Origin of the sequence: Cellulosimicrobium sp. SL-1 (assembly GCF_011033075.1) — a bacterium.
In the GTDB taxonomy this organism is placed as follows: Bacteria; Actinomycetota; Actinomycetes; order Actinomycetales; family Cellulomonadaceae; genus Cellulosimicrobium; species Cellulosimicrobium funkei.
Map to the genome: position 1 here is coordinate 68,381 of NZ_JAACJC010000012.1, position 21,592 is coordinate 89,972.

The 21,592-nt window shown below is 76.4% G+C and carries 22 protein-coding genes; 12 read left to right on the forward strand and 10 right to left on the reverse strand.

Translation table 11 applies throughout. The features are described from left to right. Positions 1 to 129: 129 nt before the first annotated feature. A complete protein-coding gene (locus tag GWJ10_RS19920) occupies positions 130 to 1,329 on the forward strand; it encodes an ATP-binding cassette domain-containing protein (RefSeq protein WP_277394958.1) in 1,200 nt (399 codons plus the stop codon). A 66-nt stretch (positions 1,330 to 1,395) separates the two neighbouring features. Here GWJ10_RS19920 and GWJ10_RS17735 read toward each other — a convergent pair whose 3' ends face one another. Continuing rightward, positions 1,396 to 2,100: an FCD domain-containing protein gene (locus tag GWJ10_RS17735; protein WP_163188761.1), complete on the reverse strand. Its 705-nt coding sequence runs from the start codon at positions 2,098 to 2,100 to the stop codon at positions 1,396 to 1,398. A gap of 166 nt (positions 2,101 to 2,266) precedes the next feature. Here GWJ10_RS17735 and GWJ10_RS17740 point away from each other — a divergent pair, with 166 nt between their 5' ends. Continuing rightward, positions 2,267 to 2,842, forward strand: a complete 576-nt coding sequence (locus GWJ10_RS17740) for a gluconokinase (RefSeq protein ID WP_206158435.1) — start codon at positions 2,267 to 2,269, stop codon at positions 2,840 to 2,842. A gap of 115 nt (positions 2,843 to 2,957) precedes the next feature. Beyond that, positions 2,958 to 4,340 carry a GntP family permease gene (locus tag GWJ10_RS17745; RefSeq protein ID WP_061267828.1) on the forward strand — a complete coding sequence of 461 codons (1,383 nt, stop codon included), beginning with the start codon at positions 2,958 to 2,960 and terminating at the stop codon, positions 4,338 to 4,340. 64 nt (positions 4,341 to 4,404) lie between these two features. Here the strand turns inward: GWJ10_RS17745 and GWJ10_RS17750 are convergent, their stop codons facing one another. From GWJ10_RS17750 to GWJ10_RS17760, 3 genes are all read right to left on the reverse strand, one after another. Continuing rightward, positions 4,405 to 6,093, reverse strand: a complete 1,689-nt coding sequence (locus tag GWJ10_RS17750; RefSeq protein ID WP_163188722.1) for a hypothetical protein — start codon at positions 6,091 to 6,093, stop codon at positions 4,405 to 4,407. An 87-nt stretch (positions 6,094 to 6,180) separates the two neighbouring features. Then, entirely contained in the window at positions 6,181 to 7,347 is a 1,167-nt protein-coding gene (locus tag GWJ10_RS17755) for a hypothetical protein (protein ID WP_163188762.1), read from the reverse strand. A gap of 106 nt (positions 7,348 to 7,453) precedes the next feature. Beyond that, positions 7,454 to 8,620 carry a VIT1/CCC1 family protein gene (locus tag GWJ10_RS17760; protein WP_163188763.1) on the reverse strand — a complete coding sequence of 389 codons (1,167 nt, stop codon included), beginning with the start codon at positions 8,618 to 8,620 and terminating at the stop codon, positions 7,454 to 7,456. Positions 8,621 to 8,787: 167 nt separating this feature from the next. On the opposite strand from GWJ10_RS17760, the gene GWJ10_RS17765 reads away from it, so the two are divergent. Continuing rightward, positions 8,788 to 9,168 (forward strand): FKBP-type peptidyl-prolyl cis-trans isomerase, encoded by a 381-nt coding sequence (locus GWJ10_RS17765; protein WP_043659735.1) that lies wholly within the window; start codon positions 8,788 to 8,790, stop codon positions 9,166 to 9,168. A 92-nt stretch (positions 9,169 to 9,260) separates the two neighbouring features. Here GWJ10_RS17765 and GWJ10_RS17770 read toward each other — a convergent pair whose 3' ends face one another. Then, a complete protein-coding gene (locus tag GWJ10_RS17770) occupies positions 9,261 to 10,001 on the reverse strand; it encodes a DedA family protein (protein WP_163188764.1) in 741 nt (246 codons plus the stop codon). A gap of 204 nt (positions 10,002 to 10,205) precedes the next feature. On the opposite strand from GWJ10_RS17770, the gene GWJ10_RS17775 reads away from it, so the two are divergent. After that, positions 10,206 to 10,793 (forward strand): ribonuclease H, encoded by a 588-nt coding sequence (locus tag GWJ10_RS17775; RefSeq protein WP_163188765.1) that lies wholly within the window; start codon positions 10,206 to 10,208, stop codon positions 10,791 to 10,793. Positions 10,794 to 10,949: 156 nt separating this feature from the next. Next, positions 10,950 to 12,050, forward strand: a complete 1,101-nt coding sequence (locus GWJ10_RS17780; protein WP_241005891.1) for a DNA-3-methyladenine glycosylase 2 family protein — start codon at positions 10,950 to 10,952, stop codon at positions 12,048 to 12,050. 78 nt (positions 12,051 to 12,128) lie between these two features. Here GWJ10_RS17780 and GWJ10_RS17785 read toward each other — a convergent pair whose 3' ends face one another. From GWJ10_RS17785 to GWJ10_RS17795, 3 genes are all read right to left on the reverse strand, one after another. Continuing rightward, complete coding sequence (locus GWJ10_RS17785) at positions 12,129 to 12,308, reverse strand: hypothetical protein (protein ID WP_163188766.1); 180 nt, start codon at positions 12,306 to 12,308, stop codon at positions 12,129 to 12,131. 162 nt (positions 12,309 to 12,470) lie between these two features. Then, complete coding sequence (locus GWJ10_RS17790) at positions 12,471 to 13,169, reverse strand: DsbA family oxidoreductase (protein WP_021483014.1); 699 nt, start codon at positions 13,167 to 13,169, stop codon at positions 12,471 to 12,473. 48 nt (positions 13,170 to 13,217) lie between these two features. Further along, positions 13,218 to 13,844, reverse strand: a complete 627-nt coding sequence (locus GWJ10_RS17795; protein WP_021483015.1) for a DinB family protein — start codon at positions 13,842 to 13,844, stop codon at positions 13,218 to 13,220. Positions 13,845 to 14,279: 435 nt separating this feature from the next. Between GWJ10_RS17795 and GWJ10_RS17800 the strand changes: the two genes are divergently transcribed. Together GWJ10_RS17800 and GWJ10_RS17805 are read left to right on the forward strand one after the other, a co-directional pair. Beyond that, positions 14,280 to 14,927, forward strand: coding sequence for a histidine phosphatase family protein (locus tag GWJ10_RS17800; RefSeq protein WP_163188767.1), 648 nt, complete (start codon positions 14,280 to 14,282; stop codon positions 14,925 to 14,927). Between the two features lie 22 nt (positions 14,928 to 14,949). Continuing rightward, the gene (locus tag GWJ10_RS17805) at positions 14,950 to 15,507 is read left to right on the forward strand and encodes a PH domain-containing protein (RefSeq protein ID WP_043659328.1); all 558 of its coding nucleotides are present in this window, start codon (positions 14,950 to 14,952) and stop codon (positions 15,505 to 15,507) included. Positions 15,508 to 15,510: 3 nt separating this feature from the next. On the opposite strand, the gene GWJ10_RS17810 is transcribed toward GWJ10_RS17805, so the two are convergent. After that, complete coding sequence (locus tag GWJ10_RS17810; RefSeq protein WP_081600313.1) at positions 15,511 to 16,251, reverse strand: MOSC domain-containing protein; 741 nt, start codon at positions 16,249 to 16,251, stop codon at positions 15,511 to 15,513. A 33-nt stretch (positions 16,252 to 16,284) separates the two neighbouring features. Next, positions 16,285 to 17,808, reverse strand: coding sequence for an FGGY family carbohydrate kinase (locus GWJ10_RS17815; RefSeq protein ID WP_163188768.1), 1,524 nt, complete (start codon positions 17,806 to 17,808; stop codon positions 16,285 to 16,287). A 37-nt stretch (positions 17,809 to 17,845) separates the two neighbouring features. On the opposite strand from GWJ10_RS17815, the gene GWJ10_RS17820 reads away from it, so the two are divergent. From GWJ10_RS17820 to GWJ10_RS17835, 4 genes are all read left to right on the forward strand, one after another. Then, positions 17,846 to 18,478, forward strand: coding sequence for a class I SAM-dependent methyltransferase (locus tag GWJ10_RS17820; protein ID WP_163188769.1), 633 nt, complete (start codon positions 17,846 to 17,848; stop codon positions 18,476 to 18,478). 3 nt (positions 18,479 to 18,481) lie between these two features. After that, entirely contained in the window at positions 18,482 to 18,769 is a 288-nt protein-coding gene (locus GWJ10_RS17825) for a hypothetical protein (RefSeq protein WP_163188770.1), read from the forward strand. 36 nt (positions 18,770 to 18,805) lie between these two features. Continuing rightward, positions 18,806 to 19,696 carry an aminoglycoside phosphotransferase family protein gene (locus tag GWJ10_RS17830; protein WP_163188771.1) on the forward strand — a complete coding sequence of 297 codons (891 nt, stop codon included), beginning with the start codon at positions 18,806 to 18,808 and terminating at the stop codon, positions 19,694 to 19,696. Between the two features lie 79 nt (positions 19,697 to 19,775). After that, the gene (locus GWJ10_RS17835) at positions 19,776 to 21,566 is read left to right on the forward strand and encodes an AMP-binding protein (protein WP_163188772.1); all 1,791 of its coding nucleotides are present in this window, start codon (positions 19,776 to 19,778) and stop codon (positions 21,564 to 21,566) included. Positions 21,567 to 21,592: the final 26 nt, after the last annotated feature.

Here is a 21,592-nt window from a genome sequence, read left to right on the forward strand (position 1 = left end):
TCCGCTCCCCGGCAGGCCGACCCGCCGGCCGACCGAGCCGCGGCAGCCGTCGCGGCTCCGACCTCGCGCACCGGGACGCCCCCCGCCGCGCTGACCGTGCGCGCGGTCGTGCCGGAGCGGGGGCTCGACGTGGACCTCACCGTCGCGCCGGGCGAGGTCGTGGCGGTGCTCGGCGAGAACGGGGCGGGCAAGTCCACGCTCGTGCAGGTCGTCGCGGGCCTGCTCACACCCGGCGAGGCTCCGGGTGCGCGCGTCACCGTCGGGCACGACGACGTCTCGCGCCTCCCGCCGCGCCGTCGTCACCTCGCGTGGCTGAGCCAGCGCCCACTGTTGTTCGAGCACCTGTCGGTCGAGGACGACGTCGCGTTCGGCCTCCGGTCCCGGGGCGTGCCCCGCGCTCGTGCCCGGGGGGAGGCCCGGGACGCGCTCGCCCGCATCGGCGCGGCGGACCTCGCGCGACGCCGCTCGACCGACCTGTCGGGCGGGCAGGCGCAGCGCGTCGCGATCGCCCGGGCGCTCGTGACCGACCCGCGCGTGCTCCTGCTCGACGAGCCGCTCGCGTCGCTCGACGTCGGCGTCGCGCAGCACGTCCGGACCGTGCTGCACCACGCGCAGCGCGAGCACCCGCGCACGACCCTGCTCGTGACGCACGACCTGCTCGACGTGCTGCTCCTCGCGGACCGCGTCGTCGTGCTGGAGGGCGGCCGCGTCGTCGAGGACGGGCCGGTCGACGCGGTGCTCACGCGGCCGCGGTCCCGGTTCGCCGCCCGCCTCGCGGGCGTCAACCTGCTCGCGGGGAGCGTCGCGCACGTCGCCGTCCTGGAGCCGGTGCGGACGGCGAGCGGTGGTGCGCCGGGGGCAGCGGGCGGGACGACGGACGGGACGACGGACCTGGTCGGGGGCGCGGCGGGCGTCGGCCCGGACGGGGAAGCACTCGGGCGCGAGCTGACCGTCGCCGTCGACGGCACCGAGGTCCGCGTGCGCGGGACGGCGGACGAGCCGCTCGCGGTCGGGGACGGCGCCGTGGCGGTGTTCGAGCCGCGCGCGGTCGCCGTGCACCGCACGACGCCCGAGGGCAGCCCGCGCAACGCGTACCGGGTCGTCGTGACGAGCGTCGAGCCGCACGGGCCGCTCCTGCGCGTGTGGGGACGCGCGGTGGGCGACGACCCGCGCGACCCGACCGCGGGGGCGACGACCGCCGTCGGGCACGACGGGCCGCGCCTGGCCGCGGACCTCACGCCGCGCGCGGTCGCAGAGCTCGGCCTGGTGCCGGGCGAGCGCGTCTGGTTCGTCGTCAAGGCGGCCGAGGTCCGCGTGCACCCGCGCTGAGCCCGCGGAACCTGCCGGCCCCGACGGGACCGGGGGCGCCGCTCAGGCGGGGCCGGGGCGTGCCGCTCAGGTGGGGGCGGGCGGGACCCCGTCGAGCGCGGTGCGGACCTCGCCGACGATCGCGGCCATCGCCGCCTCGGCGGCCTCCGGGTCGCCGTCCGAGACCGCGCGCGCGACCGCCTCGTGCTGGTCGAGGGCCTCGGGGACGGGCGAGGCCGGCATGAGGCCCAGGTGCGTCCGGCCGCTGAGGACGGCCGCGACGACGCCTGCGAGCGCGCCGAACATCTCGTTGCCGCTGGCGCGGAGCAGGATCTCGTGGAACCGGACGTCGAGCGCGAGGAACTCCTCGAGGTCGCCCGCCTCCCCGAGCAGGCGCATGCGACCGGCGGCGGCGACGAGCTCGGCGCGCTCGGCGGGCGTGGCGTGGAGCGCGGCCCCGGCGGCGGCGAGCGGCTCGACGGCGTGCCGCAGCTCGGTGAGCGTGCGGAGCTGCGGGTCGCGGCCGGGGCCCTCGAGCCGCCAGCGGATGACGCGCGGGTCGAGCACGTTCCAGTCCTCGATGCCGAGCACGACGATCCCGACGCGACGCCTCGACCGCACGAGCCCGAGCCCTTCGAGGAGCCGCATGACCTCGCGCGCGACGGTGCGCGACACCCCGAACTCGGAGCCGATCGACTCCAGGGTCAACGGCGTGCCCGCGGGGACGTCGCCGCTGGTGATGCGACGTCCGAGCGAGTCGAGCACGGTGGTGTGCAGGACCGTCGTCGCCATGTCTCGCAGCCTAGTGGCGGCCAATGGTGCTATCAATCACTTGCCAAAGGTGCTACCAATGCCCCACAGTGGAGGCCGAGGACGACCACGACGGTCGTCACCGGGACGGCCGGGGCCCCAGGCACCGCCCCGACCGGACGCCCCCACCCGACACGGAAGTCGACACATGGACACGGACGTCAGCTCCACCGACCGGCCCGACGACGCCGGGAACCACCCCCTGCCGCAGCACCTCGTCGTGATGGGCGTCGCCGGCTCGGGCAAGACCACCGTCGCGACGCTGCTCGCGGAGCGCCTCGGCACCGAGTACGCGGAGGCCGACCGCTTCCACCCGCAGGCCAACATCGACAAGATGAGCGCCGGGACGCCGCTCACCGACGACGACCGGTGGCCCTGGCTCGAGGCGATCCGCGACTGGCTGAGCAGCGAGGCGGAGGCCGGCCGGTCCGGCGTCGTCACGTGCTCCGCGCTCAAGCGCACCTATCGCGACCTGCTGCGCACCGCCCGGGGCGAGGTGTGCTTCGTCCACCTCGACGGCACCCCCGAGCTCCTCGCCGAGCGCATGCAGCACCGCAGCGGGCACTTCATGCCCACGTCGCTCCTGCCGTCGCAGCTCGCCACGCTCGAGCCCCTGGCCGACGACGAGCCCGGCTTCACGCTCGACGTCTCCGCCACGCCCGAGCAGGTCGTGGACGAGATCCTCGCCCGGACCCGGCTGAGCGACACCTCGGGCACGCACTGAGCGACGCCTCGGGCGAGCGCTGAACGACGCCTCGGGCGAGCGCTGAGCCGCGCCGCCCTCCCTGACCCTCACCCCTGCACCACGCACCACGCACCCGACCGTCGACGGAGACACCATGCCCCCCGAGGACTGGACACAGACCCTGACCGCCGGACCGCTGCTCGCCATCGCCGCCGGCGCGATCGCGATCCTGCTGTTCCTCATCATCAAGCTCAAGCTGCACGCCTTCGTGGCGCTCATCCTCGTCAGCCTGCTCACCGCGGTGGTCGCCGGCATCCCGACGGGATCGATCGTCGAGGTGCTCACCGCCGGGTTCGGCTCGACGCTCGCGACCGTCGCGCTCCTCGTCGGGCTGGGCGCCATGCTCGGCAGGCTCGTCGAGACGAGCGGCGGCGCCAAGGTCATGGCGGACTTCCTCATCGAGAAGTTCGGGGAGAAGCGGGCGCCGTTCGCGCTCGGCCTCGCCTCCCTCATCTTCGGCTTCCCGATCTTCTTCGACGCCGGTCTCGTCGTCATGCTGCCGATCGTCTTCTCCGTCGGGCGTCGGCTGGGCGGCTCGCTCCTCCTCTACGGCCTGCCCGTGGCGGGTGCGTTCTCCGTCATGCACATCTACGTGCCGCCGCACCCCGGCCCCGTCGCCGCGACCGAGTTCCTCGGCGCGAACATCGGCATCGTCATCCTGCTCGGCCTCGTCGTCGCCATCCCGACGTGGTACGTCACGAGCTACCTGTTCGGTCGCTTCGCCGGACGCCGCATCGAGCTACCCATCCCCGCGATCCTCGGCGAGGCCGACGAGGACCAGCTCGAGAACCCGCCGAAGTTCGGCACCGTCGTCGCGATCCTCCTGCTCCCGCTCGTGCTCATCTTCGCCAACACGGGCCTCGACGCGCTCCGCGCCGCCGGGACCGTCGACGGGGACAACCCCGCCGTGCAGACGCTGCGCGCCATCGGTGCGACGCCGATCGCGCTGCTCATCACCGTGCTCGTCGCCGCCTGGGTCCTGGGCCGCCGTCGCGGCGTCTCCGGGACGGCGCTGGAGAAGACCCTCGACTCGGCGCTCGGCCCCGTGTGCTCGGTCATCCTCATCACCGGCGCGGGCGGCATGTTCGGTGGAGTCCTGCGCGCGACGGGGATCGGCGACGCGCTCGCCGACGTGCTCGGCGACCTCGGCCTGCCCGTCATCGTGGCCGGGTTCCTCATCGCGGCGATCCTCCGCGTGGCGCAGGGTTCCGCGACCGTCGCGCTGACCACCGCGGCTGGGCTCATCGCCCCGGCCGTGGAGGCCGGCGGGTTCAACGCGATCGAGCTCGCCGCGGTCGTCGTCGCCGTGGCAGCAGGCTCGGTGGTGCTCAGTCATGTGAACGACTCCGGGTTCTGGCTCGTAGGCCGGTTCTTCGACATGGACGTCAAGACGACCCTCCGCACGTGGACGGTCATGGAGACGGCCATCGGCGTCATGGGCTTCGCCATCGCGGCCCTCGTCTTCGCCGTCGCGTAGCGCGCGACGAGCGCGGCCAGGACCGCCCGGGCAGCTGCCCGGGCGGTCCTGGCGTCTCTGGACGTCAGCTCCGGTCGGTGAAGACCGGGGTGTAGGCGTCCGGGTCCGCGACCCAGGACTTCCGGCGGAAGCGCTGGAGCGACAGACCGAGCAGCGTCAGCAGCCCGGCCATCACGAGCAGACCGAGGTCACCGCCCGCGCCCGTCGTGGCGAGGGCGGTCGGGCCCGACGCCGTGACGGCGGACGCGGCGTTCGCGGTGCCGGTCGCGGCGCCGTTCGTGGAGCCCGTCCCCGTGCTCACCGGGTTGAGCACCCGGGTCACCGAGCCGCCGGTCGTCCCCGGGTCCGCAGGACCGGTCGGGCCCGTCGGGTCGGTCGGGTCCGTGGGGCCGGTCGGGTCCGTCGGGTCGGTCGGGTCCGTCGGGTCGGTCGGGTCCGTCGGCACGACGGCGGCCGTCGGGCACCCCGCGGAGGCGTCGCCCAGGAGGCCCACACCCACGCCGCAGACCGTCACGGGCACGGTCACCGGCAGGTCGACGTCCAGGTCGGGCAGCGCCCCGAGGACGCCGTCCTCGCCGAGCACGCCGTCCAGCACGCCGCCGTCGCCCAGCAGCCCGTCCTCGCCCAGCACGCCGTCGAGCAGACCGTCACCCGACGAGCCGCCGAGCAGGTCGTCCACGAGGCCGTCCTCGCCGAGCACGCCGTCCAGCAGGCCGTCGCCCTCACCGAGCAGACCGCCCCCGCGGAGGCCGTCGCCCAGCAGGTCGTCGACGAGGCCGTCCTCGCCGAGGACGCCGTCGAGCAGGCCCGAGCCGTCGGTGCCGGTCGAGCCGGTCCCGTCGCCCGAGCCCTCGCCGGCCGTCCCGCCACCGACCGTGGCGTCACCGCCCACGCCGACGGCGACACCCGACACGTCCACCGGGACGGTCACCGGCACGTCGACGTCCACCCCGGACGCCTCCTCGCCGGTCGAGCCGTCGGCGCCGCCACCGGCCGCGGGAGCCGACGGCTGCGCCGGAGCCGGCGTCACCGCCGCGTCGCCCAGGACACCGGCAGCGACTCCCGACACGTTCACCGGGACCGTCACCGGCACGTCGACGTCCACCCCGGACGCCTCCTCGCCGGTCGAGCCCCCGGCACCACCACCGGTCGCCGGGGCCGACGGCTGCGCCGCCGGGGCCGGGACCACCGTGGCGTCACCCAGGACGCCCGCAGCGACGCCCGACACGTCCACCGGGACCGTCACCGGCACGTCGAGGTCGACGTCCGCCGGGTCCGCCCCCGTGGCGGGAGCAGGCTCCGGCACAGGAGCAGGCTCCGGCGCGGGCGCCGGGTCGGCCGCCGGCGCCTGGGTCACCGCGGCGTCACCCAGGACACCGGCAGCGACCCCGGACACGTCCACCGGAATGGTCACCGGCACGTCGACGTCCACGTCCGCGGGAGCCGCCGGAGCGGGCTCCGGCGCGGTAGCAGGCGCCGGTGCAGGTGCCGGTGCCGGCTCGGGGGTGACGGCGGCGTCGCCCAGGGCGCCCACCGCGACGTCGGACACGGTCACGGGGACGTGCACGGGCACGTCGACCGCGACGTCGGGCAGGACCTCGGTCACCTGGCTCAGCGGAGCCTCGACCGACACGTCCAGTCCGAGATCGCCGAGGAGGTCGCCCTCGGCTGCGTGGGCCGCTCCGGCCCCGACGACCACGAGGCCGCCTGTGACGAGCGCTGTGCGCAGCGCGCGCCGGACGAAGGTGTGCATGATCGTTTCTCTTTCCTGCTCAGAAGTGGCTGGCGCACGACGGCGCCGGGTCGCGTCTGCCGCGCTCGGGGCGCGACGCGAGCCACGTCAGGCAGGAGAGACGGGGACCTCGAAGAAGGTCGAGGGGTGCTTCGACCGCGCGTCGTCCACGACGGCGGTCCAGGAGGAGAGCGCGGGGGCGTCGGCACCGCTGCCGACCGCCGCGAGCTCGCCGCCCGCCCCGGCGCGCTGCGCGCTGCCGGAGGGCGAGGGAGTGGTGCCGGGCCCGCCGTCGGAGGGGACGCCCCCGGGGCCGGTCGGCCCGTCGGAGGGCAGCGCCGAGCCCGGCGGTGCGCCGTTCGGTGCGACGTCGACCGCCGCCGTCCGGGCGCGCGCGTCCCTCGCGGCGACATCCTCGGGGCCGTCGCGGCCCGTCGTGGTGGCGCTGGGTGCGGCGGCCGCCGGTGCGGCGGGCAAGAGCGAGGGGACGGCGGTCACCGACGGCGCGGCCACGACGCCGCCCGGGTCGACCGCGCCCGGCGTCGACGGGACGCCGACCGACGGGTCGTCCGTGCCCGGGGTGCCCGTGCCGGGCGTCCCGGGGAGCAGAGGCGTCAGCGGCTCCAGCGGAGCGAGCGGGCCGGTGATCGGCCCGAGCACCGGGTCGGTCACGGGGTCCAGGACGTCGAGGACCGGCGTCAGCGCCTCCAGGACCGGGGTCACCGGGTCGAGCGCGGGCGAGACCGTCTCGAGCACGGGGTTCACCACGGGGGCGACCGCCTCGACGACGGGCGTCGCGGCCGGCACGACGACGTCGAGCACCGGCGTCGTCACGGGCGCGACGGCGTCGGTCACCGGCTGCACGACGGGCGCCACCGGCTCCACGACCTGCTCGACCACGGGAGCGACCGGCTGGACGACCTGCTCGACCACCGGGGCGACGGGCCGCGCGACCTCCTCGACCACCGGGGCGGCAGGGGTGACGACCTTCTCCAGGACCGGGGCGACGGGCTGGACCACGGGGGCGACGACGTCGCGCACGACGGGCTGGACCACGTCCTGGACGACCGGGTCGACGACGGTCTGCACCGTCGACGTGACGGGCGAGAGGGCCTTGCCGAGCCCGAGCGGGTCGTCCGTGGCGGACGCGCCGCCCGCGGTCGCGACGGCGAACGCGAGGCCGGCACCGAGACCGCCACCGGCGACGAGCGCGCGCACGAGCCAGCGACGGGCGGCCGGTGCGCGCCTGCCCTGCGCGTCGTGAGTCGCGTCCATCGTGTGCCCCGTGGGTCGTCGGTGCAGCGAAGGGGCGGGCCGTGGGGCCCGTCCGAGGTCACGGTAGGCACGGAAGTGTGACGCTCACCACTCGACGCGCCGGATTTCACCCGACGGTTGCCCCGAACACCAGGCCGAGCGCGTACGTGGCCGCAGCTGCGCCGAACCCGATGGCGATCTGACGCAGGGCCCGCGTGAGCGGGGACGTCCCCGAGAGCAGGCCCACCGTCGCGCCGGTCGCGAGCAGCGCGATCCCGACGAGGAGCGCTGCGACCCCGACCGCGAGGAACCCCGTCATCCCGAGGAGGTACGGCACGACCGGGATGAGCGCACCCGACGCGAAGAAGAGGAACGACGAGACCGCCGCCCCCATCGCGGTCCCGTGCGTCTCGTGCTCGTCGATGCCGGGCGGCGGCGCGATCACGGTCTGCTGGGTGTACGTGGCGAGGACGTCGGCCGCGTGCTCCTCGGCCTCGGCGGGCGCCATGCCACGCGCCCGGTAGACGAGCGCGAGCTCGTTCGCGTCCACGTCGAGGTCGGGCAGCGCCGCCGACGCCTGCGGGCTCGGCGTCGACGCGTCGAGCAGCTCGCGCTGGGAGCGCACGGACACGTACTCCCCCGCGCCCATCGAGAGGGCCCCCGCGAGCAGTCCCGCGAGCCCCGAGAGGAGCACCGTGCTGTTCGACGCGCCGGACGCCCCGATGCCGAGGATCAGCGCGAGGTTCGACACGAGGCCGTCGTTCGCGCCGAACACCGCCGCGCGGAAGGTCCCCGACATGCGGTTGCGCCCGCGCGTCGCGAGGCCGCGCACGACCTCCTCGTGGATCCGCTCGTCGGCGGCCATCCGGGGTGTCGCGTCGGCGTCGGTCGCGTACGTCGAGCGCGCCTCGGCCCGCTGCGCGAGCGCGAGCACGAACACGCCGCCGAAGCGCCGCGCGAGCCACCCGAGCGTGCGGGTGCGCCAGTCGCCGCGCAGCGGCCGTCCCGCGTCCTCGCCGAGCAGGTCGAGCCAGTGCTGCTCGTGGCGGCGCTCCGCCTCCGCGAGCGCCAGCAGGATGTCCCGCTCCTCGCCCGTCCGGCGGCTCGCGAGGTCCCGGTACACCGCGGCCTCGGCGCGCTCGTCGGCCAGGAAGCGGCGCCACCGCCGCACCTCCTGCGGGGAGGGCCGGTGCCCGACGGCGGTCGGCGGCACCGGGGTTGGCGGCACCTCGGGTGCGCCCGGGCGCGCGGGGTCGGCGGGCACGCCGGAGGGCGGCTCAGGTGTGGTGGGCATGCCTCCATGATGGCGATTTTCGGGCTCGCGGTGTTGCGCGTCGCCGAACGGGCCGTGCGGGGCGCCCCCGACCGGGGTTGCGGACGACCCCAACCTCGACCCGCGCCGGAGCGCCGTCGGGCTCCGCACGCCGGACCGGGCGCCCGGCGCCGTGGTTGGATCGGAGCATGACCACTGGAGAGAACGGACTGTCCCGTCCCGAGGTCGACGCCCCGGAGGGTCCCGCGCCCACCGAGCTCGTCGTCGAGGACATCACCGTGGGCGACGGCCCCGAGGCCACGCCCGGCGCGACCGTGAACGTGCACTACCTCGGCGTCGAGTACGAGACGGGCGAGGAGTTCGACGCGTCGTGGAACCGCGGCGAGTCGATCAACTTCCCGCTGCGCAGCCTCATCGCGGGCTGGCAGCAGGGCATCCCGGGCATGAAGGTCGGCGGGCGCCGCAAGCTCGTCGTGCCACCGGAGCTCGCGTACGGCCCGGCGGGCGGCGGGCACCGCCTGTCCGGCAAGACGCTGATCTTCGTCATCGACCTGCTCGGCGTGTCCTGACCGGCGCGTCCCGAGAGCAGCGGAGGGCCCCGGTCGTCGACCGGGGCCCTCCTGTGTTCCTGGCCGAGCCGTCGCGTTGCGGGCCGGCAGTCCTAGCTCGCGGCGCCGGGGCACGGGACGAGGTCAGGGTCCGTCTCCTCGGGCGCGCCGCCCGGCACGGCGAGCGCCGCGACGGATGCCGGGACCGGTCCGGTCGCCGGGGCGAGGGCCCGCTCGCGCCGCGCCGCGCGGAGCCGGACGACGGTGTCGACGAGGACGCCCAGCAGGATGCCCCCGACGACGCCCACCACGACCGCGAGCAGCGGGCTGTCGCCGACCCACGCGGCGGCGAGCGTCCCGATGACCACGGAGTACGTCGCCCACGTCACGGAGGCGACGGCGGACAGCGCCATGAACCGGCGCCGCGAGAACCCGACCGCGCCGGCGGTCACGTTGACGGCCGTGCGCCCGACGGGGACGAACCGCGCCCCGAGCACGACGGACGCGCCGCGCCGGTCGAGCGACCGCGTGGCCCACTCGACCGCGCGCCGCCCGCGCGCGCCCCGCAGGGCGGGCAGGGCACGGGTGCCGAGCGCGCGCCCCAGGGCGTAGGCGAGCTGGTCGCCGCACCAGGCGCCGAGCGCGGCGACCGCGAGCACGATCCCCCACGCGACCCCGCCGCCCGACTGGGCCGCGACGGCGAGCATGACGATCACCGTCTCGCCCGGGATCGGCGGGAAGAACCCGTCGCCGGCGGTCGTCGCGAAGAGCACGGGGAGCGCCCACGCAGAGTCCACGAGCGCGAGCAGCCACGACTCGACCTGTCCCCACAGCTCCACGACCCACGCGACCATGCGTCCCAGCCTCGACGGCGCCGCCCCGCCGCACCATGGGGTATCCCCCCGGTTCTCCCCTGAGGCGACCCCGAGCCCGCATCCTGGAGGGGCGGCGTCGGACACGTGCACCACGACCCTCCCGGGCGGGGGACAATGGCGCCGACGCATTCGCCTCCCCGCGCCGCAGCCGGCGGGCGGGGTCGTCCGTGATCGAGGAGCGCTGTGATCACTGTCAGCACCGACGGCTCGTGCCTGAGCAACCCGGGCGGAGCCATCGGGTGGGCGTGGATCAACCACGACGGCACGTTCGACTCCGGCGGCGCCGTGAGCGGGACCAACCAGGTCGCCGAGCTCACCGCGCTGCTCCAGGCGGTGCGCGCCCACCCGGGCGCGGAGCCGCTGCTCATCGAGTCCGACTCGCAGTACGCGATCAAGTGCGCGTCCGAGTGGGTGGTCGCCTGGAAGCGCAAGGGGTGGCGGACGGCGGGCGGCCAGCCCGTGAAGAACCTCGAGCTCGTCCAGGCGATCGACCGGGTCATCGCCGAGCGCGCGGGGCCCGTCCGCTTCCGCTGGGTGCGCGGCCACGTGGGCGACCCGTTCAACGAGCGCGCGGACCAGCTCGCGGGCCTCGCCGCCCAGGACTGGGCCGCGGGCCGCGGGGACCTCGACGGCACGCTCGTGCCCGAGCTCGGGGACCCGACCCGGTCGCCGGGCCGCGTGCCCGCACCGGGTGCGGCCGACCGTGGGGCACCCGCGCCCCGTCAGGCCGCGCCCGAGCCGGCGTGGGACATGGACACCCTCTTCGACTGACCCGTCCCGCCGAGCACGACCCTGCACCGGGTCGAGCACGAGCTTGCTGTCGTGAACGGGCTGCTACCGCCAGCAACGTCGTGCTCGACGGCCGGGTGCTGGGGAGCGGCGAGGGCGGCGGGGTCGGGCGTCGGCGGCGGGTGCGACCATGGACGGGTGACCGTCCTGCCGAGCACGGGCTGCGCGCCCGCCGAGCGCACGATCGGCGACCTCACGCAGCCCGGGCCGACGGCGCAGGCCCGCCCGACGACGCAGGCCCGCCCGACGACGCAGGCCGGCCCGACGACGCAGGCCGGCCCTCCGGCGCGACCTGGTGCGACGACGCAGCCCGGCGCGCCGCTCGCGCGGCGCTTCCGCTCGGGGCGGCCGCTCGACCTGCACCTCACGCTCGACCGGCTCGCGCGCGGCCCCTACGACCCGACGTTCCGCCGCACGCCGTCCGGCGACGTGTGGCGCACGACCCGCGCGGAGAGCGGGCCCGCGGCGTACCGGCTGGTGCAGACCGGGCCCTGCGACGTCGTCGGGCACGCGTGGGGGACGGGCGCCGCGGAGGTGCTCGACGACCTGCCCCGCCTGCTCGGCGAGGACGACGACGACACGGGCTTCGCCCCGCCCGCCGTGCTGCGCGACGCCCACCGCCGCAGCCCGGGCCTGCGGATCCCGCGCACGGGGCGCGTGCTGGAGGCGCTCGTGCCGGCGATCCTCGAGCAGCGCGTGCAGTCCGTCGCGGCGTGGCGCTCGTGGAGCTGGCTCCTGCGTCGGCACGGCGAGCGCGCGCCGGGGCCCGCGGGCGACGCCGGGATGCTCGTCGTGCCCGACGCGGCCACCTGGGCGCGCGTCCCCACCTGGGACTGGCACCGCGCGAACGTCGACCCGGGCCGCGCCCGGACGGTCGTCGCGGCGGCGCGCGTCGCCCGACGCCTCGAGGAGTGCGACCGCCTGCGCGACGTCCAGGGCGCTCCGGCCGCGCACGCGCGGCTGCAGGTCGTGCCCGGCGTGGGCGTGTGGACGGCGGCCGAGGTCGCGCAGCGGGCGCTGGGCGACGCGGACGCCGTGTCCGTGGGCGACTACCACCTGGCCAAGGCGGTGGGGTGGGCGCTCGTGGGCGAGCGCGTCGACGACGAGCGCATGCTCGAGCTGCTCGCGCCGTACGCGCCGCACCGCTACCGCGTCGTGCGGCTCCTCGAGGTCTCCGGCCGGGCGCAGGCACCGCGGCGCGGCCCGCGCCTGTCGATCCAGGACCACCGCCGCAACTGACCGGTCCCCGCCCCACGCTGGGTGCAGGAAAAAGTCGCCGGAACGTTCCGTTCCGGCGACTCTTTCACGCACTCACGGTTACTCGGAGAGCGCGCACGACCCGTCGACGCACACCGCGGCGTCGTCGGCGCCCACGAGCGTGAGGCCGGGTGCGGGCTCACGGTGCGGGGCGGCGGCGTCCGCGGCGCTCACGGTCATGAGCGTCGTGCGGCGCGGGTTCGCGATGGAGTGGTAGAGGTTCGTGGTCGTGTCCGTCATCTGAGGCCTCCTCGTGGGATTCACGGGCGCCGGTGCACGTGTGGGCCGGCGTCGGTGCGGGCTGCGTCCAGTCTGGGTGATACCGAGTCGCAGTTCCACCGCACCGGGTGTGAGATGCGTCGCTTCCACGCCGCATCCCGATGTGGTCCGGGACGCCGCGGCTCAGGCCGCGTCACGCTCCGCGACCGCCTGCTGCAGCACCTGGACGAACACCGCCGGGTCCTGCGCACCCGAGACGCCGTACCGTCCGTCGACCACGAAGAACGGCACGCCGTTGATCCCGTAGGCGCGCGCCTGGTCGATGTCGGCCTGGACGTCGTCGGCCCAGCGCCCGTCCTCGAGCGCCGCGACGACCTCGGCGCGGTCGAGCCCGACCTCGGCCGCGAGGTCCGCGAGCTCCTCGACGCGGCCGACGTGACGACCCTCCTCGAAGTACGCCTTGAGCAGCCGCTCCTTCATCTCGACCTGCTTGCCGTGCGCCTTCGCGTGGTGCAGCAGCTCGTGGGCCGTGAGCGTCTTGGTGTGCTGGAGCGCGTCGAAGTCGTAGCGCAGCCCCTCGGCCGCGGCGAGCTGCGTCATCTGCCCGAGCATCTGCTCGACCTGGGCGCGCGGCATGCCCTTGTGCCCGGCGAGGAAGTCCACCTCGGTGCCGTCGAAGTCGACGGGCGTGTCGGGCGCGAGCTCGAACGAGTGGTACTCGATGTCGACCTGCGGCCCGTCACCGGACTCCGCGAGGCGGCCGAGCGCCGTCTCGAGGCGTCGCTTGCCGACGTAGCACCAGGGGCACGCGACGTCGGACCAGATGTCGATCTTCACCGTGGGGGCGGCGGCGTCCGTCGGCGCCGGGCTGTTCGTGGTCATGTGACGCTTCAACCATCTGGGCGGCCGCGCGATTCCCGCGGCGGGCGATCAGTCCGTGCCGTGCGTCGCGCGGTACAGGTCCTGGAGCACCATGATCTCGGCCCCGTGGTGCACGAGCTCGCGGTTCATGTGCGCGACGAGGTGGGCGAACGGTGCCTGCGCGTCGATCTCCGTCGCCTGGCCGAGCCCGACCGTGAACGCTCCGTCCTCGGGCAGGCCGTCGACGCCCGCGCGCCACCGCTCGACCTCGTGCCGCAGCCCGTCGACGGCGGGCCCGACCTCCCCCGAGAAGGTCACCGCGTCCCGGCGCCGCTCGTGCGGCCCGAACGTCCACTCCCAGCGCTCGAAGAACGCCTCGGTGAGGTGCGCGACGAGCCACGCCACCGTGCGCGGCTGCGGCGAGTCCGGACCCTCCGGCCACTCCATCACCCACTCGCCCGCACCGAGCGTGCGCGGCGTGCGCTCCGACCCCCGCCGCACGACCCGCAGCGCGTCCGGGCCCGGCTCCCACTCGAGCTCCGCCTGCGTCAGCGTCGCGAGCCGGTCGCTCAGCTCGAGCCACGAGAAGCCGAGCTGTCCCCGCACGACCGCGAGCGCCGTCGGCACCGTGAGGATCGACCAGTCGAACTCCGGGCTGCCGTACGCGGTCTGCCCGTCCGCCGTCTCGTGCACCATCGCGGTTCCTCCCCCGGACCGGCGCGTCGGCGTCCCGCCGCGGCGCGGTCGCCGACGTCCTCGTCCGCGCGGTCGTCCCGACCACGCGTCCGGCCACCCTGCCGGGCCCCGCCAGACGTGTCAACGGGTGCCGCACCCACGGACCGCACCGCCGTGGTGCTGCGGGAGAATGGGGAGGCCCGCCCGTCCCCCAGGCCCGGAGTCCTCGTGCGCGTCCGCCCCCGTACCGTCCTGCTCGTCGCCACCGGGTTCGCCGTCGTCCTGCTCGGCGCGCTCGTCGTCTTCCTCACGGTGAACGGTCTCGACGGCATCCCCGACTGACCCGACCGCGCCCGCCGGTCGAGGCCCCGGCACCGCCCGGCAGGGCTGTCGCCGCGCGCCGTCCGCGCGCCGGGGTGATCCTGCTGAGGAACCCCCGCGCAGGAAGGCCGCCCCGTGACCCCGACCGCCCCCTCCCCCGACCCGCAGCTCGTCCTCGTCCGCCACGGCGAGACGGAGTGGAGCGCGAGCGGGCGCCACACGGGCCGCTCGGACGTCCCGCTCACCGTCGCCGGCGAGCAGCAGGCCGTCGCGGCCGGCGTGTGGCTCCAGGGGTGGGCCGACCGCCGGGGGCGGCGCCCCGCCGTCGTGCTCACGAGCCCCCGGGAGCGGGCGCGCCGGACCGCCGACCTCGCGGGCTTCCCCGCCGCCACGACCGACGACGACCTCGCCGAGTGGGACTACGGGCCCGTCGAGGGGCGCACCTCGGTCGCGGTCGGCGAGCAGCTCGGGCGCGAGTGGCTGCTCTTCCGCGACGGCGTGAACGTCCTCGCGGCGCCCGACGGGCACCGCGGCGAGGAGCTCGACCAGGTGGCGGCGCGGGCCGCCCGGGTGCTCGGGCGCGTCGAGCCGACGCTCCAGGACGGCGGCGACGCGGTGCTGTTCGCGCACGGCCACCTGCTCCGCGTCCTCGCGACGGTCTGGCTCGGGCTCGACCCGGCCCTGGGCGCGCGGTTCGAGCTCGGCACCGCGGCGATCTGCCTCCTCGGCTACGGGCACGGGCTGCGCACGGTCGAGGGCTGGAACCTGGCCGCGCAGGGGTAGCGCGGGTGGCACGATGCTGCCCATGGGACTGAGCGAGAAGCACCTCACCGAGGGCGAGCACGTCGTCATGGAGCTCAAGGAGCACGCCAAGGCGCTGTTCTGGCCGTTCGTGCTGCTGCTCGTGCTGGTCGCCGCCGTCGTGGTCACGGTCCTGCTCGTCCCGAACGACGTCGTCCGCTGGGTCGTGGCGGGTCTCGCGCTGGTCGCGGCGGTGGTCTGGGTGTTCGTGCCGTGGCTGCGCTGGCGCACCACGGAGTACACGGTGACGAACAAGCGCATCGCCATGCGCTCGGGGATCATCACGCGCACCGGCCGCGACATCCCGCTCTACCGGATCAACGACGTCAACTACGAGAAGGGTCCGATCGACCGGATCTTCGGCTGCGGCACCCTCGTCATCTCGGACGCGACCGACAAGCCCGGCCTGAACCTCCACGACGTGCCGGACGTCGAGAACGTCCAGGTGCGCCTGCACGACCTGCTCTTCACCGCCGACGACGGCTCCGACGACGGCGAGTGGCCGCCGAACGAGCCGCCCCGCGGCCGTCGCGGCCCCCGCATCCCGCGCGCGGAGCGCTGACGCTCAGTCCTCGATCCGGCGTCCGGCCGCGATCTCGGCGCGGGCGCGCAGCTCGTCCGTGAGCGTGACGTCGCCCTCGAGGTGGGCGGCGAGGAGGCGGCGCGCGAGCCCGGCCGCGCGCTCGGGGTCCGCGCCGCGACCGTTCCAGGCGCCGAACCAGTCGGCGAGCGTCACCCCGTGCTCGGGCCGGTAGCAGACCGTCACCGCGTCGCCCGCGCGCAGCTCGCCGTGCTGCACGACGCGCAGGTACGCGCCGGTGCGGTTCGCGACCGTGAAGCGCTTGACCCACCGGTCCTCGCCGAGGCGGCGCGCGAACGTCGAGCAGGGCGTGCGCGGCTGGGTGACCTCGAGGAGCGCGGTGCCCACGGCCCACCGCTCGCCGACGACGGCCTCCGTGACCGGGATGCCCTCCACGCGCAGGTTCTCGCCGAACAGGCCCGGCGGGACGTCGCGACCGAGCTCGCCGGCCCACCAGTCCGCGTCGTCCTGCCCGTACGCGTACACCGCCTGCTCCTCGCCGCCGTGGTTCGCGCGGTCGGCCTGCAGGTCGGCGTACAGCCCGAGCCGGCGCACCTTGACCGGCCCGGTGACGGGCCGCTTGTCGATCGCCGTGACGCCGACGGGCCCCGCGTCCGGCAGGAGGGCGTGCACGCGGCACACCGCGAGGATCTCGCCCGTGGGGGCGCTGGAGGCGAGGTCCGTGACGGGTGCGGTCCCGGTGGTCACGGCGGCTGCGGTGGACATCCCTCGATTCTCGCAGGGTCGGCCCCGGGTGCGTCACGCGAGGGCCGCGGCGGCCTCCCGCCAGCGCGCGAGGTGCTCGACGACGTCCGCCCGGCCCGGGCCCGGGAGCTCCGGCTCGTCCGTGGCCACGACCGGCTCGACCGGGTCGCCCGTGCCGCGCGCGGCGAGCAGCGCCGCGCCGACCGCGGTCGCGCTGCGGAGCCCGACGCGGTGGACAGGCCGGCCGAGCGCGTCGGCGAGGAGCCGGCGCACGAGCGGGTCGCGCGACCCGCCGCCCGTCACGACCACCGCACCCGGCTCGCCCTCCGGACGGCTCACGGGCGGTCCCGCGACGGGCGCCACGGCCGAGGCCGCGGGCGCCGGGTCGAGCAGGTCGACCGCCGCCGCGACCGCGAACACCATGCCCTCGACGGCGGCGCGCACGAGCTCGGGCCGCCCCGTGTCCTCGCGCAGCCCGGTCCACGCCCCGCGTGCGCCGGGACCGGCGACCCCGCCACGCTCCCCGGTGAGGAACGGCAGGAACGTCACGCCGCCCGCGCCGTCGGGCACGGTCCGCGCGAGCGCGAGGCCGTCGGACCAGCCCAGCCCGAGGACGCGCAGCGCCCAGCCGAGCGCCAGGCCCGCGTTCTGCACCGCCGCGAGGCGGTACCACCGCGCGGCGGGGCCGGCGCCGGTGTCCGCGAAGGTGTGCACGAGGGGGTCGAGCGCGGGCTGGGGCCGGTCGAGCGCGGCCATGACCTGCGCCCCCGTGCCGAGGTTGACGTGCAGCCCGGGCGCCCCGACGGCGAGCCGCGCGGCCGGGGTGTCCCCGCCGCCCACCACGACGGGCACCGCGGTCCCGCTCGCCGGGAACCACCGCGCGAGCCGGGCGGTCGTCCCGGCCACGGCGTCCGACGGCGCGACGCCCGGCAGGAGCCGGGCCGGCAGGTCGAGGTGCGCGACGACGTCGGCCGCCCAGGCGTCGCGGGGCACGTCCCACAGGAGCGTGCCCGCGGCGTCGGACCGGTCGGTCGTGGCGACGGGGAGCGCGAGGTCGTCGACGAGCCACGCGCGCACGACGTCCTTGGGCAGCAGCACGTGCGCCGCGCGGTCGAGCGTCGCGGGGTCGTGCGCGGCGAACCAGTCGAGCACGGGCCCGGTCATCCCGGGCACGAGGGGGTTGGCGAGCGGGGCGCGCACGGCGTCGGGCAGCGCTCGCCAGCGGTCGAGCCGGTCTGCGGCGCGCGCGTCCGTCCACAGGACGGCAGGCACGACGGCGCCCCCCGCCGCGTCCACGAGCACCGCGGCGTGCATCTGGCCGGCGACGCCGACCGCGCGCACCGCGACCTCGCCGAGCCCGGCCGCGCGGGCGGCGAGGTCGTCGAGGGCGGTGCCGAGCGCCGTCGTCCAGGTCGCCGGAGCCGACTCGGAGCGGCCGGGGCGCGGGTGCTCGACGTCGTACGCCGCCTCGGCCTCCGCGACGACCGACCCGTCCCGGCCGAGGAGGACGAGCTTGAGCCCGCTCGTCCCGAGGTCGATGCCGAGGGTGGTGCCGAGGGTGGTGGGGACCAAGGTCACGGGACCGACTCTCCCACGCCCGGGTAGCGTCGGCGGCATGAGCGCCACCCGTCCCTCGCGCTGGGAGCAGAAGACCGCCGCCGACCCCTCGCACTCCACCTGGTACGTCGAGCGCTTCCGGGCCATGGCCGCCCGGGGCGCCGACCTCGCGGGCGAGGCCCGCCTGGTCGACGCCATGCTGCCGCGCGGCTCCCGGGTCCTCGACGCGGGCTGCGGGCCGGGGCGCGTGGGCGCCGAGCTGTTCGCGCGCGGGCACAGCGTGGTGGGCGTCGACGTGGACCCCGTCCTGGTCGACGCCGCGCGCACCGACCACCCGGGACCCGACTGGCGCGTGGGCGACCTCGCGGAGCTCGACCTGCCCGCGGAGGGCGTCACCGAGCCGTTCGACCTGATCGTGTGCGCGGGCAACGTCGTGACGTTCCTCGCGCCGGGTACCGAGGTGGAGGTGCTGCGCCGCTTCCGCGCCCACCTCGCGCCCGGTGGTCGCGCCGTCGTGGGCTTCGGCACCGGTCGCGGGTACCCGCCCGAGCAGTTCCTCGCCGACGCCACGGAGGCCGGCCTGCACCTCGACCTCGCGCTCGCCACGTGGGACCTGCGCCCCTGGACCCCGGACGCCGACTTCCTCGTCGCCGTGCTCAGCGACGCGGCGCCCCGGCCGGGCGTGGCCTGAGCCGTGCCGTCCTACCGCATGACCCTCGCCGTCGGCCTCCTGCACCCGGGCGCGGACCCCGAGGCCGTGCTGCCCGCGGCCGCCGACGCGGCGCGCGCCCTCACGACCGTCGAGGCGTACGACGTCGGCGTCGTCCGTGGCGAGGCGCGCGTCACCGTGCGCTTCCTCGCCGACACGGACGCGTCCGCGCACGGCGTCGCGGACGCCGTGGAGGCGGGCGTGCGGGCCCACGCGGCGACGTCGGGCGGACGTCTGACCCGCCGCTGGGGCGCGCGCTGGCACCCCGCCTGAGCAGCGCCCGACGGCGTGTCGGTACCGTGGGCGCGCATGAGCGCCCCGGAGACCGCGATCACCGCCGACCTCGTCCGCGAGGCTCTGACGGAGCAGCACCCGGACCTCGCCGGGCTGCCGCTCCGCGAGGTCGCGGGCGGCTGGGGGAACCAGATGTGGCGGCTCGGCGACGACCTGGCCGTGCGGGTGCAGCGCATGGACCCGACGCCGGAGCTCCAGCTCAAGGAACGGCGGTGGCTGCCCGCGCTCGCGCCGCGCCTGCCGCTCCCCGTGCCGACGCCGGTGCGGCACGGCGAGCCGGGCGCGCGTCTCCCGCGGCACTGGACGGTCATGACCTGGGTCCCCGGCGAGCCGCTGGACCACGGGACGATCACCCGGGGCGAGCACGCCGCCGACGCGCTGGCGGGCTTCCTCCGGGCGCTGCACGTCGCGGCACCCGCCGACGCGCCGTCGTCCACGGACCGGGGCGCCCACCCCCGCGACGTCACGGACGGCTTCGAGGGGTTCCTGCGCGCCGTCGCCCCCGACGACGCCGCCGCCGTCCGGTCCGTCTGGGCCGACGCCGTCGCGGCCCCCGCGTGGGAGGGTCCGCCCGTGTGGGTGCACGGGGACCTGCACCCCGCGAACGTCGTCGTCGCGGACGGGACGCTCGCGGGGGTCGTCGACTTCGGCGACCTGTTCGCGGGCGACCCTGCCTGGGACCTCGCCGCCGCCTGGGTGCTGCTGCCCGCCGGCCTCGCGGCGCGGTTCTTCGACGCCTACGCGCCGGCCGACGACGCGACGGTCCGGCGTGCCCGCGGGCTCGCGGCGCTCAAGGCCCTCTTCCTCCTGCTCATGGGGCAGAACGGCGACCGCGGACTGCCCGGCGGCAAGGCCCACTGGGGTCCCGTGGGGCGCGCGGCGCTCGACCGCGTCCTCGCGGGCTGACATCTCGTCGCGCGGCGCCCTCCCCGGCTCGGCACCGCTGCCGCACACAACCTACGCAACCGTAGGTTACGGTGGCGTAGTGAACACTCTGGCGACGAGGCCGTGGACCGACCGTTACGCCCCCGGCGTCCCGACGGACGTCGAGGTCCCCGACGAGCCGGTCACGGCCGCCCTCTACCGCGCGGCCGAGCGCTGGCCGGACCGCGTCGCGGTCGACTTCTTCGGCGCGACCACCACGTACGCGCAGCTCGTGGCGCAGGTCGAGCGCGCCGCGAGCGCCCTGCACGACCTCGGCGTCCGGCGCGGCGACCGCGTCGCGCTCGTGCTGCCCAACGCGACGTCGCACGTCGTCGCGTTCTACGCGGTCGAGCGGCTGGGCGGGGTCGTGGTCGAGCACAACCCGACGTACACGGCCGACGAGCTCGCCCACCAGCTCGCCGACTCCGGCGCGAGCGTCGCGGTCGTGTGGACCAAGACGGTCCCGGCCGTGCTCGAGGCGCGCGCCCACGTGCCCGGGCTGCGGCGCGTCGTCGGGCTCGACATCGCGCGCGACCTGCCGCGCGGCAGCCGTCTCGCGCTGCGCCTGCCCGTCGCCCGGGCCCGGGCGCAGCGCGAGGCCCTGCGCACGCCGCTCCCGGCCGGCGTACCCGACTGGCACGACCTCGTCCGGCGCGCACGGGCCCTCCCCCCGGCGCTGCCGCACCCCGCCGCCGACGACGTCGCCCTCCTGCAGTACACCGGTGGCACGACCGGCACGCCGAAGGGCGCGGTCCTCACGCACCGCAACCTCGTCGCCAACGTGGTCCAGGGCCAGGCGTGGGCGTCGTTCGAGGAGGGCGCCGAGACCGTCTACGGCGTGCTGCCCTTCTTCCACGCGTTCGGCCTGACGTTCTGCCTCACCCTGCCGGCGCGCGTCGGCGCGACCCTCGTCGCGTTCCCCAAGTTCGACCCGCAGGCGTTCGTCGCCGCCCAGGCGCGGCGGCCCGCGACGTTCCTGCCCGGCGTCGCGCCCATGTTCGACCGCATCCTCACCGCCGCGGCCGACGCCCCGGGCGCGGGCTCCGACCTCACCTCGATCCGCCTGGCCTTCGCCGGCGCGATGCCCATCACGGCGGAGACGGCGCAGCGCTGGGAGGACGCGACGGGCGGCCTGCTCATCGAGGGCTACGGCATGACCGAGACGTCACCGATCTCGCTCGGCAACCCGTGCTCCGACGACCGCCGCCCCGGCACCCTCGGGCTCCCGTTCCCCAGCACCGAGATCCGCGTCGTCGACGCCGACGCGCTCGACGCCGGCGACCTGCGCGACGCCGAGCCGTCCGACGACGGCGTCCGCACCGTGCGCGGCGAGCTGCTCGTCCGCGGCCCGCAGGTGTTCCGCGGCTACTGGAACCGTCCCGAGGAGACCGCCCACCAGCTGCTCGACGACGGGTGGCTGCGCACGGGCGACGTCGTGCGCGTGGCCCTCGACGGCCCCGACGCGGGCCTCGTCACGCTCGTCGACCGCATCAAGGAGATGATCGTCACCGGCGGGTTCAAGGTGTACCCGTCCCAGGTCGAGGAGCACCTGCGCGGGATGCCCGGCGTGCGGGACGTCGCCGTCGTGGGCGTGCCGGGCTCCGGGTCCGACGAGCACGTCGCCGCCGTCGTCGTGCTCGACGACGCGGACGACGCCGCCTCGCCCCCGCGCGTCGACCTCGCCGCCGTGCGCGAGTGGGGCGAGAAGCGCCTCGCGCGCTACGCGCTGCCCCGGACGTTCGCCGTCGTGCCGGAGCTGCCGCGCTCGCAGATCGGCAAGGTGCTGCGCCGCGTCGTCCGCGAGGACCTCCTGGGCCGCGACGACGTCGAGCACCACGACGCGCCGAGGTAGAGCCCCGGTCCGCCGAGGTAGAGGCG

Excerpts from the sequence above, each read along its gene's own strand:
- GWJ10_RS17735 (WP_163188761.1), bottom strand. The coding sequence starts at position 2,100 with ATGGCGACGACGGTCCTGCACACCACCGTGCTCGACTCGCTCGGACGT.
- GWJ10_RS17740 (WP_206158435.1), top strand. The coding sequence starts at position 2,267 with ATGGACACGGACGTCAGCTCCACCGACCGGCCCGACGACGCCGGGAAC.
- GWJ10_RS17745 (WP_061267828.1), top strand. The coding sequence starts at position 2,958 with ATGCCCCCCGAGGACTGGACACAGACCCTGACCGCCGGACCGCTGCTC.
- GWJ10_RS17750 (WP_163188722.1), bottom strand. The coding sequence starts at position 6,093 with ATGCACACCTTCGTCCGGCGCGCGCTGCGCACAGCGCTCGTCACAGGC.
- GWJ10_RS17755 (WP_163188762.1), bottom strand. The coding sequence starts at position 7,347 with ATGGACGCGACTCACGACGCGCAGGGCAGGCGCGCACCGGCCGCCCGT.
- GWJ10_RS17760 (WP_163188763.1), bottom strand. The coding sequence starts at position 8,620 with ATGCCCACCACACCTGAGCCGCCCTCCGGCGTGCCCGCCGACCCCGCG.
- GWJ10_RS17765 (WP_043659735.1), top strand. The coding sequence starts at position 8,788 with ATGACCACTGGAGAGAACGGACTGTCCCGTCCCGAGGTCGACGCCCCG.
- GWJ10_RS17770 (WP_163188764.1), bottom strand. The coding sequence starts at position 10,001 with ATGGTCGCGTGGGTCGTGGAGCTGTGGGGACAGGTCGAGTCGTGGCTG.
- GWJ10_RS17785 (WP_163188766.1), bottom strand. The coding sequence starts at position 12,308 with ATGACGGACACGACCACGAACCTCTACCACTCCATCGCGAACCCGCGC.
- GWJ10_RS17790 (WP_021483014.1), bottom strand. The coding sequence starts at position 13,169 with ATGACCACGAACAGCCCGGCGCCGACGGACGCCGCCGCCCCCACGGTG.
- GWJ10_RS17795 (WP_021483015.1), bottom strand. The coding sequence starts at position 13,844 with ATGGTGCACGAGACGGCGGACGGGCAGACCGCGTACGGCAGCCCGGAG.
- GWJ10_RS17805 (WP_043659328.1), top strand. The coding sequence starts at position 14,950 with ATGGGACTGAGCGAGAAGCACCTCACCGAGGGCGAGCACGTCGTCATG.
- GWJ10_RS17810 (WP_081600313.1), bottom strand. The coding sequence starts at position 16,251 with ATGTCCACCGCAGCCGCCGTGACCACCGGGACCGCACCCGTCACGGAC.
- GWJ10_RS17820 (WP_163188769.1), top strand. The coding sequence starts at position 17,846 with ATGAGCGCCACCCGTCCCTCGCGCTGGGAGCAGAAGACCGCCGCCGAC.
- GWJ10_RS17830 (WP_163188771.1), top strand. The coding sequence starts at position 18,806 with ATGAGCGCCCCGGAGACCGCGATCACCGCCGACCTCGTCCGCGAGGCT.